Here is a 14374-nt window from a genome sequence, read left to right as displayed (position 1 = left end):
CCGCGATGAACCTTTTTTTATCAACAACACAAATGAACCCTTATGCATAAATGAAAGATCATTAATTGAAGCAATATCACATTTTGAAATAACAAGTGTGAGCCTCATTCAACAAAAACTTTATTCTATTCAATCAGTCACGCACAGGGCAAATCACTTGAAAGAGTGAGACGCAAAGCTTCCGGCCTAAACCACTCGTTGGTATGGTAGCGGGGTTACCGATGGCAAAATGCAGTAACTACTAATAATTTAGTAATTTACGGCTTATTGACAATTTAATTGCAACATTTTGCTAATCTCTCGGACCTGCTTATTTGGTGGCGTAGTTCAAATACACCGAGATAAATAACATGGATAAACCGATACTAAAGGATTCAATGAAATTATTTGAATCCCTAGGAAAAATAAAATCACGCTCGATGTTTGGTGGCTTCGGTCTTTTTGCTGATGACACTATGTTTGCTCTGGTTGTAAATGACCAGCTGCACATACGAGCAGACAAATGCACAACGAAACAGTTCGAACAACAAGGGTTTCAACCGTACGTCTACAAAAAACGTGGTTTCCCTGTCGTTACTAAATATTTCGCTTTACCTGAAGGCCTGTGGCAAGACCAAGAGAAAATCTTGCAGCTTGCAACGACGTCTCTGGGTTTTGCTAAAGAAGAAAAAGCTGAGCAGTCTTCTGCTAAGCCGACCCGACTCAAAGATCTGCCTAATCTTCGACTCGCTACCGAGCGTATGTTGAAAAAGGCAGGGATCGATTCTGTCGAACGTTTATATGAATCTGGCTCTGTAAACGCATTTAACGCCATCAAAGAATCGCATGCGTCTTCCGTCAGTATTGAACTACTTTGGGCGCTAGAAGGCGCGATCAATGGTACACATTGGTCTGTTATACCGCAGCAACGTCGCGAAGAGCTTATCAATCGCGTCAATTAACATTGTCAGTGCAATCTATATACATAACTAAGCCGCATTTACTGCGGCTTAGTTATGTCGACAAAACTAGTCTTATGTTTAGCTGAACCACTGAGTTCAAAAAGATGGACGGTAATAGTATTTGTAATCCACTTTAACCATCGGAATGAAGTTAATTTCTCCAGAGGAATCCATTATTTCTTTTACTTTGATGGTACCGTTTTTGATTTCAAACGAGCGTACATCTACTTTTTCAGAGGCTTGCGGTAAGATTTTGCTCAATTCATATGAGCGCTTACTGTTTATATCCATCCAGATTTTTTTTCCAGATTCGTAAGCCTGTGATTGGCTCGCCACTACATCGCCTTTAAATACTTTAGACTCAACAGCCGCACGGTGATAGACGCCCGATCCCATGGCTTGGAAAGAGAATAGGCCCGTTGTAGCAATAACCGTAATCATTGATAATAATTTCATAGCTAGCTCCTTAGTTGTCTGCCTGAATAATTATCTAAAACAATCTTCATGCCACGATTGTTACGTATATAGAACGAGCCAAGACCAAAACTCTTTCAAATTTTTGTTACTTTTTACGTGGTACAAATTATCGCTAATAAAATAATGCATACAAAACAAGTCCCTAGCAGAGAGTCACAACCTTCTAATCAACGAATCTTTTTCCACCTCTATTCCGCCAATACTTGTCGCTAACATAAGACTAAGCAATTAGGCTAGCTTTTTGCCCCCGATCCATCGTCTAGAACAAATAGTTTTTTATTAACTGGTGAAAGTTAATCTATGCTTTGCCTGTCTATCTATACTATCGGTATGCATTGAAAATTTAGAGGAAGTATCAATGAGTAAGAAAATGATATTGGGTATTGTGTTGGTCATAACCATCGTGCTGTTAGGCATCAATTTCGGCCAGTACTTAACGCTTGAAAATGCTAAGGCCCAACAAGCTGTGTTAAATGACTACATTGACAGCAACTTTATTGCGGCTGCCGCTATCTATTTTGTCGCGTATGTAATGATTACAGCTTTCTCCATTCCCGGTGCCGCTGTTGTGACCCTATTAGGGGCCGCGCTATTTGGCTTCTGGAACAGCTTGCTGCTGGTATCTTTCGCAAGTGCGATCGGTGCGACCTTAGCTTTCTTAAGTAGCCGTTACCTGTTGCGTGACTGGATTCAAACCAAGTTTGGTGACAAATTGGCGACGATTAACAAGGGGGTTGAAAAAGACGGCGCATTTTACCTGTTTTCTCTGCGTCTGATTCCTGTATTCCCATTTTTCCTTATCAACCTATTGATGGGTCTAACACCGATGTCAGTGAGTCGTTACTACCTTACGAGTCAAATCGGGATGTTACCGGGGACGGCGGTTTTCTTGAATGCTGGTACTCAGCTCGCAGAAATTGATTCACTTTCGGGCATCGTCTCCCCTTCAGTACTATTGTCATTTGCGTTATTGGGTATATTCCCAATAGTGGCTAAATGGTTGATGGGTAAGTTTCGTTCAGCGCCCGTAGCTGAATAATTTATAATAACTAAATAACACAGATAGCCGAATAAGGTTCTAATTCAATGAAAATCTTCAGTGCATCGAATCCGACAGAAGCTCATATCATCTGTGGGTTGTTAGAAAGCGAGAATATTGCCTGTGAAGTCCGTGGCGAGGGGTTGTTCGGATTGAAAGGGGAAATCCCATTCACTGAAGAAACTGACCCTTACGTATGGTTATATGAGCCAGAATTGGCCAGTAAAGCTCGCATGCTTGTCAATGACTACCAAAAGCAGCAAGATTCGATCATCTATGAAGAGTGGCGTTGTGGTGAGTGTCATGAAGTCAACGAAGCGCAATTCGGCTCTTGCTGGCAGTGCGGTGCTGCCTCACCTGAATAGCAGGGTTTCAGTGACCTGATAGAACGATTCGGTCAGATACCTCCTCCAATTAAAAACGGGAAGCTAAAGTTAGCTTCCCGTTTTTATTTCAATTCGATTAACTCATCATCTTTGATTTCACGCCTAGAAAATCACTGAATTTGTTTTTGAATAAACGCAATCGAACGCTGATTAAACTCTTCAGGGTTTTCCACGTTACACACGTGTCCACAATTCGGGATTTCTACTAGCTCACTCGATTCATGCGCTGCAACCATTTCTTTTACAGGCTTAATAAACATGTAGTCACGTTCCCCCATCAAATAAAGAGTCGGTATTGGTAGCTCTCTATCTTTAAAATATTTCATCAAGGGGTTTACATCAGCCGTTAAGATAAACCAGCGTTTAAATTCTTTCTGGCACAGTTTTTTGGCTTCGCGGATAAAAAGGTGACGAGACTCTTTTTGGCTTTTTTGTGGCATCACAACATAAGCAAAAAGGCTGTATAACCACATGTAAGGAATGATGTGCTTGCTGAGGTTACCCAACTTGATTAACACTTGAGAGCGAGTGTTTAGCTTGGTGACAGCGCCACCCAGTACCATTGAACGTACACGGCCAGCCGCCAGTTCGGCAACGTTACGCACAATAATCGTGCCCAAAGACATGCCAACGAAATGTGCAGAACGGATCTTAAGATGGTCTAACACTTTAAGAATATCAAGCGTCACCGATTTGAACGTATAACGATTCGAAATCAGCCCTTTAAGTATATTGTCTGATTTACCGTGCCCTCTCAGATCAATGAGAAGTAAGTTGAAATGCTGTTTATACGCTTTGATCTGCTTGAACCAGATGGAGGAACTGCCTCCTGCGCCATGCACAAATACAACCCACTCATCGCTCGTAGGGTGAGTAAATGTTTTATGAAATAGTAAACTCTCAGACATACCTATCGCTTTAATTATTGGAATGGAGCTATGCCTCATCACGAGGCGATGACTAAGGATACCACGCTATTAAGAACTTTAAGTGATAATAGTGTCAAACATATCATTAGTCATGTGAATACCTACCTCACCTTTTCTACCTGACAAAAATGAGTTTGCAAGCTTTGTCTTCGTAAACGTGATGTGCTCTGACCAGGAAACAAAAAGGCACTCAACAATTAGAGCGCCTTCATTTATTACGAGCTGTTGTTGCCCGCCCGCTAATTTTAAAGCTAAGTCAACAAGTTAAAATGCTGAATGATACATAGCTAGGTATTCTTTAGCCGCATCTTCCCAACTAAAATCTTGCTGCATCGCATAAAGCTGAGCACGCTTAATTTCAGATGGGTTTTGTGCATAAAGCAGTAATGAACGATGTAACACAGTCAATAACGCCTGCGGTGTTGGCTCTTCAAAAGCAAACCCAGTCGCGACTTCAGGATCTTCATCGTAATCATTCACGCTGTCTTTTAAACCTCCCACAGAACGAACAATCGGCAAAGTACCGTAAGCCATGCTGTAGATTTGGTTTAAGCCACACGGTTCAAATTCCGAAGGCATCAAGAAGAAATCAGAGCCTGCTTCAACCAAGTGCGCAAGTTCATTATTGTACGCTTCTACGAACGAGAACTTATCTGAGTGAAGCGCTGATAGCTCTTTCAATTGACTCGCCAAAACCGGATCGCCAGTACCGACAATCACGATCTGAAGATCATTTTTCAAAAACTGTTCGATGATAGGCAGTAAGTAATGAACACCTTTTTGATTCGTCAAGCGACAAACCATGCCATAAACCGCGCAATCGGCAACGGGTAAACCTACATCTTGTTGCAGTTTTTGCTTACAAGCTGATTTTCCGCGAGCCATGCTGTGCTTGGTCGCTTTGTATTTACGAGGAAGGAAAGCATCAGTTTCCGGATTCCAAGCCCCATAATCACACCCATTCAAAATGCCGAACAGATCAGCAGATCTGTGTTGGAATTCTGCAGCCATACCGTGGCTACCTAATTCCGTTTTCAACTCTTCTGCATAGGTAGGACTTACTGCGTTCACTTTATCCGCACACATCACTCCAGCTCTTAGCATAGTGACATGAGTGTCACTCACTGAAGCTTCAGGCGCATGGTAACGGTGCATCTCTGGCAGGAATTGAAGTTCATCGTAGGCGAACACACCTTTGAAAACCGCATTGTGAATCGAAATAACACTGCGCGTATTTTCAAAGAAATCGTGTTGTTGATAACGCGATTTAAGCAAGAAAGGAACGAAACCAGTATGCCAGTCATTTGCATGAATGATATCCGGTTGGAAACCAAGCTTAGGAAGCATATCAAGACAGGCTGCACTAAAGAACGAGAAGCGCTCTCCGTTATCAGCATAAGCTTGATTGTTTTCTGCGTACATTTCCGGGCGGTCGAAATACTTGGCACATTCAATACCAAAAACAGGAACGCCTTCTACGCTCAGTTTTTTAACTTGATAAGCCGTATGAGGCCAATGATCGAGTTCAGTCGATAAAATAACTTCTGCTGAATCAATGTTTGGAATGTTTCTATATGCGGGGATAGTCACTCGAACGTCCTGTTCGAGTGTTTGCAACGCTTTCGGCAGTGCCTTGGCTACATCAGCCAAGCCACCACTTTTAATCAAGCCTTCAACTTCAGACGCTACAAAAAGTACCGAGAGAGTCTTAGTAACCAACTCGTGCTCCTTTAGAAATCACTACGACACCATCGTCAGATACGTGGTAATGCTTTTTGTCTTCTGTCAGATTTACACCAATCTGTGTACCCGGTGCGATATCTGCGTCTTTATCAATGATAACGCGGCGCAAGATACAACCCTCACCCACTTTTACATCACCGAGTAAGATGCTTTCGCTAATATCACACGCTGATGCGATATTGCTGCGGAAGCCCAGTACACTCTTTTCAATACGCGAACCACGTACATAACTACCGCTACACACAAGGCTATCAATGATCTGAATTCGACCATTTGCCGAATCAGTAAACGTAGCTGGTGGTAGTGGCGGGTAATAAGTGTGTAGAGGCCATTTACGGTTGTATAGCGAGAATGGCGCATCTTTCTTAAGAAGGTCCATGTGCGCTTGCCAGTACGCGTCAATCGTACCTACATCGCGCCAGTAAACTTCTTCTTTCTCACCAGTAATACGGTTGGTGCTGAAATCATAAACAAACACATCACCACGTGGGAACATGTTTGGAATAATGTCTTTGCCGAAATCGTGTGTCGAACCTTCTCTATCAGCATCTTCCGTTAGTTCGGCAAAAAGCTCTTTCGCTTCGAACACGTAGTTGCCCATTGAAACGAGCGCTGATTCTGGATCGCCCGGGATCGACTTCGGATTTGCAGGTTTCTCTTCAAAGCCAATCATACGGCCGTCAGCATCAACCTCAATAACACCGAATTCTGATGCTTCAGCAAGCGGCATGCGCAATGCTGATACTGTTAGAGCCGCTTTCTTCTCTTTATGGAAATCAAGCATCTGTTTGATGTCCATCTTATAGATATGGTCTGAACCAAAAATACATACTTGATCAGGTTCTTCCAACTCCATAAAGCCCATGTTTTGGTAGATAGCATCTGCTGTGCCTTCATACCAACGCTTTCCTTTACGCATTTGCGCAGGAATTGGGTCGATAAAACGGTCTGTTATGCCACTGATATTCCAGCCTTTTTTCATATGGTGGAACAGTGACTGTGACTTAAATTGTGTTAATACGTAGATCTTCATTAGATCAGCATTAACGAAGTTGTTCAAAGCGAAATCAATTAAGCGGTAACTACCACCGAAAGGAACCGAGGGTTTGCTGCGAGATTCAGTTAAAGGTCTTAAGCGAGAGCCTTCACCACCAGCAAGAATCATTCCCAATACACCAGCCATTTTATTCTCCATATATCTATAGCTTGTCGATGTTAGTACTCGTAGAGGTATCTTCCTCTGGGGGATGAGCACCAACACTTATTTCGGTATTTAGCGAATATCCATTCACATACAGTGACAATATCCTAAGCCAAACGTTGTTATGTGTGCACTATTCTTTGCACTTGGTTTTATATACGTTATCGACTTTTCGGCCGAATTCAATTTTTAATACGCCATTCTGTGGTACGTAAGCTGATTGCTTTCCCAAGACTTAAAGCAGCTCACATTACACCGTCAAGACGAAACATTACATTAACACCCGACACACATCAGGTATACAACTAAACGCTGATCTGTGAGTTACAATATTTTAATTAAGTTACATTCTCGTTAAAGTTGCATAAGAAAATCTGATTAATTGGCATTATTTATTTTGCGATGTGAATTTAATAAATTCTCGCAGACGAAACACCATGTCAACAAGTTGCATATTTAGTCATATTGAGATCAAAAAAAAGCAGCCATTAGGCTGCTTTTTCATCAATAACGTTCAGTTATTTCTCTTTAGGCTTTTTACGCTTATCCGTAACTTCCCACTTACCGTCGATGTACAACGCAGTCCAACCGGACGGTTTTCCATCTACTTCAGTACGCACGTAGTTTTCTTTGGTCTTACGACTAAAACGAACCACTGTCGGCTTACCATCAGGGTCAGCAACTGGCGCTGATGCTAGGTATTGGAACTTAGGTGAGATACGGTCTTTAAAACGAACCAGCTCTTCCACTAATGGTGCACGTGTTTCACGTGATTTAGGGAAGTTGCTCGCAGCCATAAATAGACCAGAAGCACCATCACGAAGAACAAAGTACGCGTCTGAATTTTCACACGGAAGTTCAGGGAAATGCACCGGGTCTTCTTTTGGTGGCGCAACTTCGCCATTTTTCAGAATCTTACGAGTGTTCTTACAATCTTCACTCGTACAGTCCATGTATTTACCAAAACGACCGTTCTTCAGAACCATGTCAGAACCACACTTGTCACACTCAACAAGTGGACCATCGTAGCCTTTCACTTTAAATTCGCCGTGCTCAACCACATAACCTTCACAGTTCGGGTTGTTACCACATACGTGCATCTTACGCTTATCATCGATTAGATAGGCATCCATTGCCGTTTCACAAATAGGACAACGCTTTTTAGCTCGAAGTGCTGCTGTTTCAACGTCTTCTTCAAGCACGTTGATAATGCCTTCTTCATCACCAAGGTTGATTGTTGTCTTACAACGCTCTTTTGGTGGAAGTGCATAGCCAGAACAACCAAGGAATACGCCTGTCGAAGCAGTACGAATACCCATTTTACGGCTACAAGTCGGACACTCAATATCGGTTTCCACGATATGATTTGGCTTCATGCCACCAGCGTCTTCGTCTAAGTCTGCTTTTTCCAAATCGCCAGTAAAGTCTTCGAAGAAGTTATCTAGCACGCCTTTCCAGCTTGCTTCGCCTTCTGCGATTTGGTCCAACTTCTGCTCCATACGAGCAGTGAAGTCGTAGTTCATTAGGTCATTGAAGCTGCCATCTAGACGGTCAGTAACAATTTCACCCATCTTCTCAGCATAGAAACGACGCTGTTCAACTTTTACATAACCGCGATCTTGAATCGTTGAGATGATTGATGCGTATGTTGAAGGACGACCAATACCACGCTTCTCAAGCTCTTTAACTAGCGCCGCTTCAGTGAAACGAGCCGGTGGCTTAGTGAAGTGCTGTTTAGGGTCTAGCGCAATCAGATCAAGCTTATCGCCGATCTGTACTGCTGGAAGGATCGTATCTTCGTTCTTGCCCATTGGACGCTGAACACGAGTCCAACCATCAAATTTAAGGATACGACCTTTCGCTTTCAACGTGTACTCATCTGCTTTAACGCTTACTGTCGTTGAATCGTATTGAGCTGGCGTCATTTGACACGCTACGAATTGATTCCAAATTAGCGAGTAAAGCTTGTGTGCGTCTGCGTCTACGCCGTTTAGATCTTCCGACTTAACATCTACACTTGAAGGACGAATCGCTTCGTGGGCCTCTTGAGCGCCCTCTTTGCTGCCGTATGCAAGAGCTTTAGGTGGAAGGTATTGCGCGCCGTACTCAGAACCAATGTATTCACGAGCGGCTTCTACAGCTTCTGAACTCAAGTTGGTTGAATCAGTACGCATATAAGTGATGTAACCCGCTTCATACAGGCGTTGAGCCAGCATCATGGTTTTCTTTACGCCATAACCAAGACGCGTACTCGCCGCTTGTTGCAGCGTCGACGTGATGTAAGGTGCAGACGGCTTACTCTTTGTTGGGCGGTCTTCACGTTTACATACTTCGTATTGCGCTTTTTCTAAAACGCTAACAGCAGCTTGTGTTTGCGCTTCATTTTCAGGTTTAAACGCAACACCGTCTTTCTGTGCAACTTGCAGTCTAAAGTCGGTTTTCTCTGCTGTTTTAGTATCAGCATGCACATCCCAGAACTCTTCAGGGATAAAGGCGTTGATCTCGCGCTCACGCTCTACCAGTAGTTTTACCGCTACTGATTGAACACGGCCAGCGGACAGGCCTCGTGCTACTTTTTTCCAAAGCAGAGGTGACACCATAAAGCCAACAACACGGTCCATAAAACGTCGTGCTTGTTGTGCGTTTACGCCATCAATATTTAGCTCACCTGGAGTTTCGAAAGCTTGTTGAATAGCATTCTTGGTGATTTCGTTAAAAACCACTCGCTTGTATCGCGTTTCATCGCCACCGATGATCTCACGAAGGTGCCATGCGATAGCTTCTCCTTCGCGGTCCAAATCGGTTGCGAGATAAACATGGTCTGCGTTCTCAGCCAGTTTTTGCAATTCAGCGACGACTTTCTCTTTACCAGGTAGGATTTGGTAGTTCGCTTCCCACTCTTTATACGGGTTGATACCCATCTTTTTGATAAGAGCTTTGCGATCTTTTTCTTTCTTGATACGAGCTTTGTCTTCTGGGCTCATACCCTTGGTTGAAACTGCAGCAGCCTTTTGACCAGTACTTTGACCTGCCGTTGGTAAATCACGTACGTGACCTACACTCGACTTAACGACAAAGTCTTTGCCAAGATATTTATTGATAGTTTTAGCCTTGGCTGGCGACTCCACTATAACGAGCGATTTACCCATATTGACTCTAACGTCCTTAATCACGATGCTTCAGCACCAACAATTTAGCTTGTGGGCTTTTACGCATGATATTCTAAATTCATTGCTTCTTTTTTTACTATTGTGCGAGATTACTAGAAGATCAACCGCTTTTTTCAAAATTGGATCTGATCGCTCGACAATTCGACGACTCATAGATAAAAGGGTCACAATATAAAGAAGCTATAAAGTACTCACTAAGAATACTTGCAAGAGCCTATTCATCAGGCATTACGTCTAAACGGGCTCATACTAAGCTTGTCCGCGAATCTAACGCGAGCCCCATTCAATTATTTTTGCCGTAAATCACAAAATAAATTGTGGATGTTTGAAAAGACTCTCTTAATCGGTTGTGAAATCATTGAATTTCTAGTTCGACACCATAAACTCAACGTTATATTCAGTTATCAGAGATAAACTCATGACAAAGAAAGTAATAGCAGAATTTGATTTACTGCTTATCGCAAACCAAATTATCCAATCACATGATGACTACATTGAAGGCATGCGCGCAAACAGCGTAGTAGAAAAAGACGATGTACTCGTCTTCAAAGGTGAATACTTCTTAGACAGCAATGGAATGCCGACAGAGAATACAACCGCGGTATTTAACATGTTTAAATACTTAGCGCACCACCTTTCGAAAGAATTTACAATTCAGCAATAATTAAAAAGCTTGCCACTTAGGCAAGCTTTTTTGTTCCTAAACCTTTACATACTAAGCATTTTTATAGACTTAGCATTTTCAGCTTGTCGAAATAATCAGGGAATGTCTTTGACGTACAACCTGGATCATTAATCGTCACAGGCGTATCGCTCAAAGCAACCAGCGAGAAACACATCGCCATACGGTGATCATCGTAAGTATCAATCGCCGCATGAGTCAGTTCAGCCACAGGGTTAACAATAATGTAATCTTCACCCTCTTCCACTTCAGCGCCGACTTTGCGTAGCTCTGTTGCCATTGCAGCCAAGCGGTCTGTCTCTTTCACACGCCAGTTGTAGACATTACGGATTGCCGTTGTGCCTTTCGCAAACAATGCGGTTGTCGCGATAGTCATCGCAGCATCTGGGATATGGTTATAGTCCATATCAATGCCTTTCAGCTCGCCACAACGAGAAATAACGTAGTCGTCACCCCATTCGATTTCCGCACCCATTTTCTCAAGCGCATCAGCGAATTGGATATCACCTTGGATACTGTTTTTACCAATACCAGTGACCTTAATCTCACCACCTTTGATAGCAGCGGCTGCAAGGAAATATGACGCAGATGATGCATCACCTTCAACCAAGAAATCACCCGGTGCCGAGTAAGATTGCCCGGTAGGAATCACAAACTCTTGGTAATCATTATTGATCACGTCCACACCAAATTGCTTCATGATGTGCAGCGTAATATCGATGTAAGGTTTAGAAACCAATTCACCGTCAATTTTAATGGTCACTTCACCTTCAGCTAAAGGCGCAGCCATCAAAAATGCCGTCAAAAATTGACTAGAGATCGAACCGTCGATAGAAACCGTACCGCTCTTCAAACCGGTACCTGTGATCTTCAATGGCGGGTAGTTTTCGTTCTCTAAATATTCAACGTCGGCACCGGCTTCTCGTAGTGCTGTTACTAAGTGGCCAATTGGGCGCTCTTTCATGCGAGGCTCACCAGTAAGAACGTATTCACCGCGACCTAAACATAGTGCAGCCGCCAACGGACGCATCGCCGTACCCGCGTTACCTAAGAAAAGCTCTAGGGCTTTGTCACTTGAGAATGCACCACCAACACCTGTCACTTCACAAACGGTTTTGTCTGCAGACAACTGATAATCAACACCTAACTGAGTCAATGCATTCAACATATGACGAATATCATCACTGTCTAGCAAGTTTGTTAGGCGAGTGGTTCCCGTAGAAAGTGCAGCCAAAAGAAGTGCACGGTTGGAAACGCTTTTTGAACCAGGTAGGTTAACTTCCCCGTTCACTTTTTGAATTGGTTGTAACGTAAGGCTTTCCATTAAATCTTATAGTCCTTGTACCACCCGAAGTCACTGGTGCGTATTTATTTTCGGGTGATGAATAATTCTTCGTACTTGCAGACTAACGAACTTTTCCAACGAACTCCAGAGCTAATCCGGCCCAAACCGGTGATTAATTAGCCAATCAATCGTATTTATATACTAGTACACGAGATCAACTCGAACACCATCTGAAAAATAGAGAATTCGTACATCATCGCCTCGGTTGAACAGCATCGAGTTATCGACATCTTGGATAATGTTGACCAACTTGTCGTCTTTGGTTTTGACCAATAACTCGACCAGTTTGTACTCTACTTTATATTGTGTGTTACCTCGGTTACGAGCAATACCCGCACCTGCTACTGCACCTACAGCTGTCGCCACTTCTTTACCAGTGCCGCCGCCAAACTGGTTACCAATCAAGCCACCAATCGCCGCACCTAACAAGGTTTCCCAACCATTCGCTTTCGACTCAACGATCTCTTGCTGAGTGATGTATCTGACCGTATCAATCTCACCATAAACCACCTCGTTTACTGGTCGAGCTTGGTTTCTGTTGTAAGCTGCATTTGCCAACATGGGCAAAACAAGTAAAATCCAAAGCAACTTCTTCATGGTAAAACTCCTAAAGACCTCTTGGTCAGTGATTAATCTGTAATGCGGTACTTATGACTATATACCTAACCGAACTTGATACTACTAGTATAGAGTTTCCTTCGCCTTTCGACGCGCTTGATGACCCCAACGGTCTGCTCGCCTTCGGTGGTGATTTATCACCAATGCGAATTTTAAACGCTTATAGCCAAGGTATATTTCCATGGTATGGCCCAGGTGAGCCTATACTTTGGTGGAGCCCTGCACCGCGAGCGGTATTTAATCCTAAGACATTCGAACCGTCAAAAAGTCTTAAAAAGTTTCAAAGAAAGCACAATTACCGAGTCAGCATCAACCAAGCGACGGACAGAGTAATTGGTTATTGCTCTTCACTAAGACCCGAAGAAGAAACCTGGCTAAACAGCGACATGCAGTCAGCCTACCGCAAACTCGCTTCATTAGGTTTCTGCCACTCGGTTGAGGTTTGGCAAGATGATGAACTGATCGGTGGACTTTACGGCTTACAAAGAGGCCAAGTCTTTTGCGGTGAATCGATGTTCAGCCTGAAGACCAATGCCTCTAAAATTGCGCTGTGGTACTTTTGTGAACACTTTACACAATTCGGCGGACAACTGATTGATTGCCAAGTCATGAACCCTCACTTGGAATCCTTAGGTGCTATCGAGGTTGATAGGGATGAATTCCTAGGTTCTCTGCAATTACTCAAAGAATTCTCCGTTAACGATGCATGCTTTAAAACCCAATGGCTAAAGGAAATGCCTTAATGAATCCAGATTTACAACAAATCAGAATTGGATTAACAGACAATCACGCTTGCAGCTACTTACCTCACTTCGAAGAGAGAGTGGCAGTCACGCTTGACGAACACATGCACACTTCAGATAACTATGAAGTTCTGCTTGCGAATGGATTTCGCCGCAGTGGTTCAACCATTTATAAGCCACATTGTGATAATTGCTCAGCGTGCCAAGCAATTCGTCTTTCAATTCCTGAGATAAAGCTTTCCAAAAGCCAACGACGGATCCTTAACAAAGGAAAATCACTGCGTTGGGAACTGAAAGATGAGATGGATGACAACTGGTTTGACTTATACAGTCGCTATATCACCGCTCGTCACCGTTCGGGAACCATGTACCCACCCAAGAAAGAAGAGTTTCTACAATTCTCTAAAAATGAGTGGCTTACTACAAAGTTCATGCACATCTATGATGAGAACAAGTTGGTTGGTATCGCCGTAACCGACATCATGGCTCACTGTACGAGCGCGTTTTATACCTTCTTCGATCCTGATATAGACATTTCGATGGGAACACTTGGCGTTCTATTTCAGATCCAACATGCCCAGAAAGAACAAAAACAATGGTTATATTTGGGTTATCAAATCGATGAATGCCCTGCGATGAACTATAAAGTACGATTTCAACGTCATCAAAGGCTAGTAAATCAGCGGTGGCAAGGGTAGAATACGCGACAACTTTACATATTTTGATTTTAACGGCACAATCAAGCCGTTGAAAACCGCCAAATTTCGAAAGAGGATTAGATGGCTAAAGAAGACGTAATCGAGATGCAAGGCACTGTCCTTGATACTCTACCAAACACAATGTTCCGTGTTGAGCTTGAAAACGGTCACGTAGTGACAGCACACATCTCTGGTAAAATGCGTAAGAACTACATCCGTATTCTTACTGGTGATAAAGTAACTGTTGAGATGACTCCATACGACCTTTCTAAAGGCCGCATCGTCTTCCGTGCTCGTTAATTTTTAATTAGCGAATACAATAAGAAGCGGAGCTTAAGGCTCCGTTTTTTATTGCCTGAGCTTTTTACTACACAAGCACATCAATCTCGCATCTCGCATCTC

The 14374-nt window shown here is 43.1% G+C and carries 14 protein-coding genes and 1 riboswitch; of the genes, 7 read left to right on the top strand and 7 right to left on the bottom strand.

The annotated features are described in order from the left end of the window. The first annotated feature begins 137 nt into the window (after positions 1–137). A riboswitch (cyclic di-GMP riboswitch) is annotated at positions 138–223 on the top strand. Between the two features lie 127 nt (positions 224–350). Then, positions 351–941 (top strand): TfoX/Sxy family DNA transformation protein, encoded by a 591-nt coding sequence (locus AB4493_RS09930; RefSeq protein WP_004736448.1) that lies wholly within the window; start codon positions 351–353, stop codon positions 939–941. A 96-nt stretch (positions 942–1037) separates the two neighbouring features. Here AB4493_RS09930 and AB4493_RS09925 read toward each other — a convergent pair whose 3' ends face one another. Beyond that, entirely contained in the window at positions 1038–1397 is a 360-nt protein-coding gene (locus tag AB4493_RS09925; protein WP_017067843.1) for a DUF3316 domain-containing protein, read from the bottom strand. A 379-nt stretch (positions 1398–1776) separates the two neighbouring features. Here AB4493_RS09925 and AB4493_RS09920 point away from each other — a divergent pair, with 379 nt between their 5' ends. Continuing rightward, positions 1777–2457 (top strand): TVP38/TMEM64 family protein, encoded by a 681-nt coding sequence (locus tag AB4493_RS09920; protein WP_017067844.1) that lies wholly within the window; start codon positions 1777–1779, stop codon positions 2455–2457. Positions 2458–2504: 47 nt separating this feature from the next. After that, positions 2505–2822, top strand: a complete 318-nt coding sequence (locus AB4493_RS09915; RefSeq protein ID WP_017062099.1) for a DUF2007 domain-containing protein — start codon at positions 2505–2507, stop codon at positions 2820–2822. Between the two features lie 131 nt (positions 2823–2953). Here the strand turns inward: AB4493_RS09915 and AB4493_RS09910 are convergent, their stop codons facing one another. The 4 genes from AB4493_RS09910 to topA form a co-directional block, all read right to left on the bottom strand. Then, the gene (locus AB4493_RS09910) at positions 2954–3751 is read right to left on the bottom strand and encodes an alpha/beta fold hydrolase (protein ID WP_017062100.1); all 798 of its coding nucleotides are present in this window, start codon (positions 3749–3751) and stop codon (positions 2954–2956) included. Positions 3752–4036: 285 nt separating this feature from the next. Next, a complete protein-coding gene (gene glgA, locus AB4493_RS09905) occupies positions 4037–5491 on the bottom strand; it encodes a glycogen synthase GlgA (RefSeq protein ID WP_372154930.1) in 1455 nt (484 codons plus the stop codon). Then, complete coding sequence (gene glgC, locus AB4493_RS09900) at positions 5481–6710, bottom strand: glucose-1-phosphate adenylyltransferase (protein WP_080582251.1); 1230 nt, start codon at positions 6708–6710, stop codon at positions 5481–5483. The genes glgA and glgC overlap by 11 nt, the downstream gene beginning before the upstream one ends. A 524-nt stretch (positions 6711–7234) precedes the next feature. Further along, positions 7235–9865 (bottom strand): type I DNA topoisomerase, encoded by a 2631-nt coding sequence (gene topA, locus AB4493_RS09895; protein ID WP_017067846.1) that lies wholly within the window; start codon positions 9863–9865, stop codon positions 7235–7237. Positions 9866–10304: 439 nt separating this feature from the next. Between topA and AB4493_RS09890 the strand changes: the two genes are divergently transcribed. Beyond that, positions 10305–10550, top strand: coding sequence for a YciN family protein (locus AB4493_RS09890; protein ID WP_017062104.1), 246 nt, complete (start codon positions 10305–10307; stop codon positions 10548–10550). A gap of 61 nt (positions 10551–10611) precedes the next feature. Here the strand turns inward: AB4493_RS09890 and aroA are convergent, their stop codons facing one another. Then, positions 10612–11892: a 3-phosphoshikimate 1-carboxyvinyltransferase gene (gene aroA / locus AB4493_RS09885; protein WP_017062105.1), complete on the bottom strand. Its 1281-nt coding sequence runs from the start codon at positions 11890–11892 to the stop codon at positions 10612–10614. A gap of 162 nt (positions 11893–12054) precedes the next feature. After that, positions 12055–12510 (bottom strand): glycine zipper 2TM domain-containing protein, encoded by a 456-nt coding sequence (locus tag AB4493_RS09880; RefSeq protein WP_004736438.1) that lies wholly within the window; start codon positions 12508–12510, stop codon positions 12055–12057. Between the two features lie 53 nt (positions 12511–12563). Between AB4493_RS09880 and aat the strand changes: the two genes are divergently transcribed. From aat to infA, 3 genes are all read left to right on the top strand, one after another. Continuing rightward, positions 12564–13274, top strand: a complete 711-nt coding sequence (gene aat / locus AB4493_RS09875) for a leucyl/phenylalanyl-tRNA--protein transferase (protein ID WP_372154929.1) — start codon at positions 12564–12566, stop codon at positions 13272–13274. Next, entirely contained in the window at positions 13274–13972 is a 699-nt protein-coding gene (locus AB4493_RS09870; RefSeq protein ID WP_372154928.1) for an arginyltransferase, read from the top strand. Before aat ends, AB4493_RS09870 begins: the two co-directional genes overlap by 1 nt. An 81-nt stretch (positions 13973–14053) precedes the next feature. Next, the gene (gene infA / locus AB4493_RS09865; protein WP_001040192.1) at positions 14054–14272 is read left to right on the top strand and encodes a translation initiation factor IF-1; all 219 of its coding nucleotides are present in this window, start codon (positions 14054–14056) and stop codon (positions 14270–14272) included. Positions 14273–14374: the final 102 nt, after the last annotated feature.

It is taken from the genome of Vibrio sp. 10N.222.55.A1 (assembly GCF_041473835.1).
GTDB lineage: Bacteria > Pseudomonadota > Gammaproteobacteria > Enterobacterales > Vibrionaceae > Vibrio > Vibrio crassostreae_C.
This window is presented reverse-complemented; position numbering and strand designations above follow the sequence as displayed.

Excerpts from the sequence above, each read along its gene's own strand:
- AB4493_RS09930 (WP_004736448.1), top strand. The coding sequence starts at position 351 with ATGGATAAACCGATACTAAAGGATTCAATGAAATTATTTGAATCCCTA.
- AB4493_RS09925 (WP_017067843.1), bottom strand. The coding sequence starts at position 1,397 with ATGAAATTATTATCAATGATTACGGTTATTGCTACAACGGGCCTATTC.
- AB4493_RS09920 (WP_017067844.1), top strand. The coding sequence starts at position 1,777 with ATGAGTAAGAAAATGATATTGGGTATTGTGTTGGTCATAACCATCGTG.
- AB4493_RS09915 (WP_017062099.1), top strand. The coding sequence starts at position 2,505 with ATGAAAATCTTCAGTGCATCGAATCCGACAGAAGCTCATATCATCTGT.
- AB4493_RS09910 (WP_017062100.1), bottom strand. The coding sequence starts at position 3,751 with ATGTCTGAGAGTTTACTATTTCATAAAACATTTACTCACCCTACGAGC.
- glgC (WP_080582251.1), bottom strand. The coding sequence starts at position 6,710 with ATGGAGAATAAAATGGCTGGTGTATTGGGAATGATTCTTGCTGGTGGT.
- topA (WP_017067846.1), bottom strand. The coding sequence starts at position 9,865 with ATGGGTAAATCGCTCGTTATAGTGGAGTCGCCAGCCAAGGCTAAAACT.
- AB4493_RS09890 (WP_017062104.1), top strand. The coding sequence starts at position 10,305 with ATGACAAAGAAAGTAATAGCAGAATTTGATTTACTGCTTATCGCAAAC.
- aroA (WP_017062105.1), bottom strand. The coding sequence starts at position 11,892 with ATGGAAAGCCTTACGTTACAACCAATTCAAAAAGTGAACGGGGAAGTT.
- AB4493_RS09880 (WP_004736438.1), bottom strand. The coding sequence starts at position 12,510 with ATGAAGAAGTTGCTTTGGATTTTACTTGTTTTGCCCATGTTGGCAAAT.
- aat (WP_372154929.1), top strand. The coding sequence starts at position 12,564 with ATGACTATATACCTAACCGAACTTGATACTACTAGTATAGAGTTTCCT.
- AB4493_RS09870 (WP_372154928.1), top strand. The coding sequence starts at position 13,274 with ATGAATCCAGATTTACAACAAATCAGAATTGGATTAACAGACAATCAC.
- infA (WP_001040192.1), top strand. The coding sequence starts at position 14,054 with ATGGCTAAAGAAGACGTAATCGAGATGCAAGGCACTGTCCTTGATACT.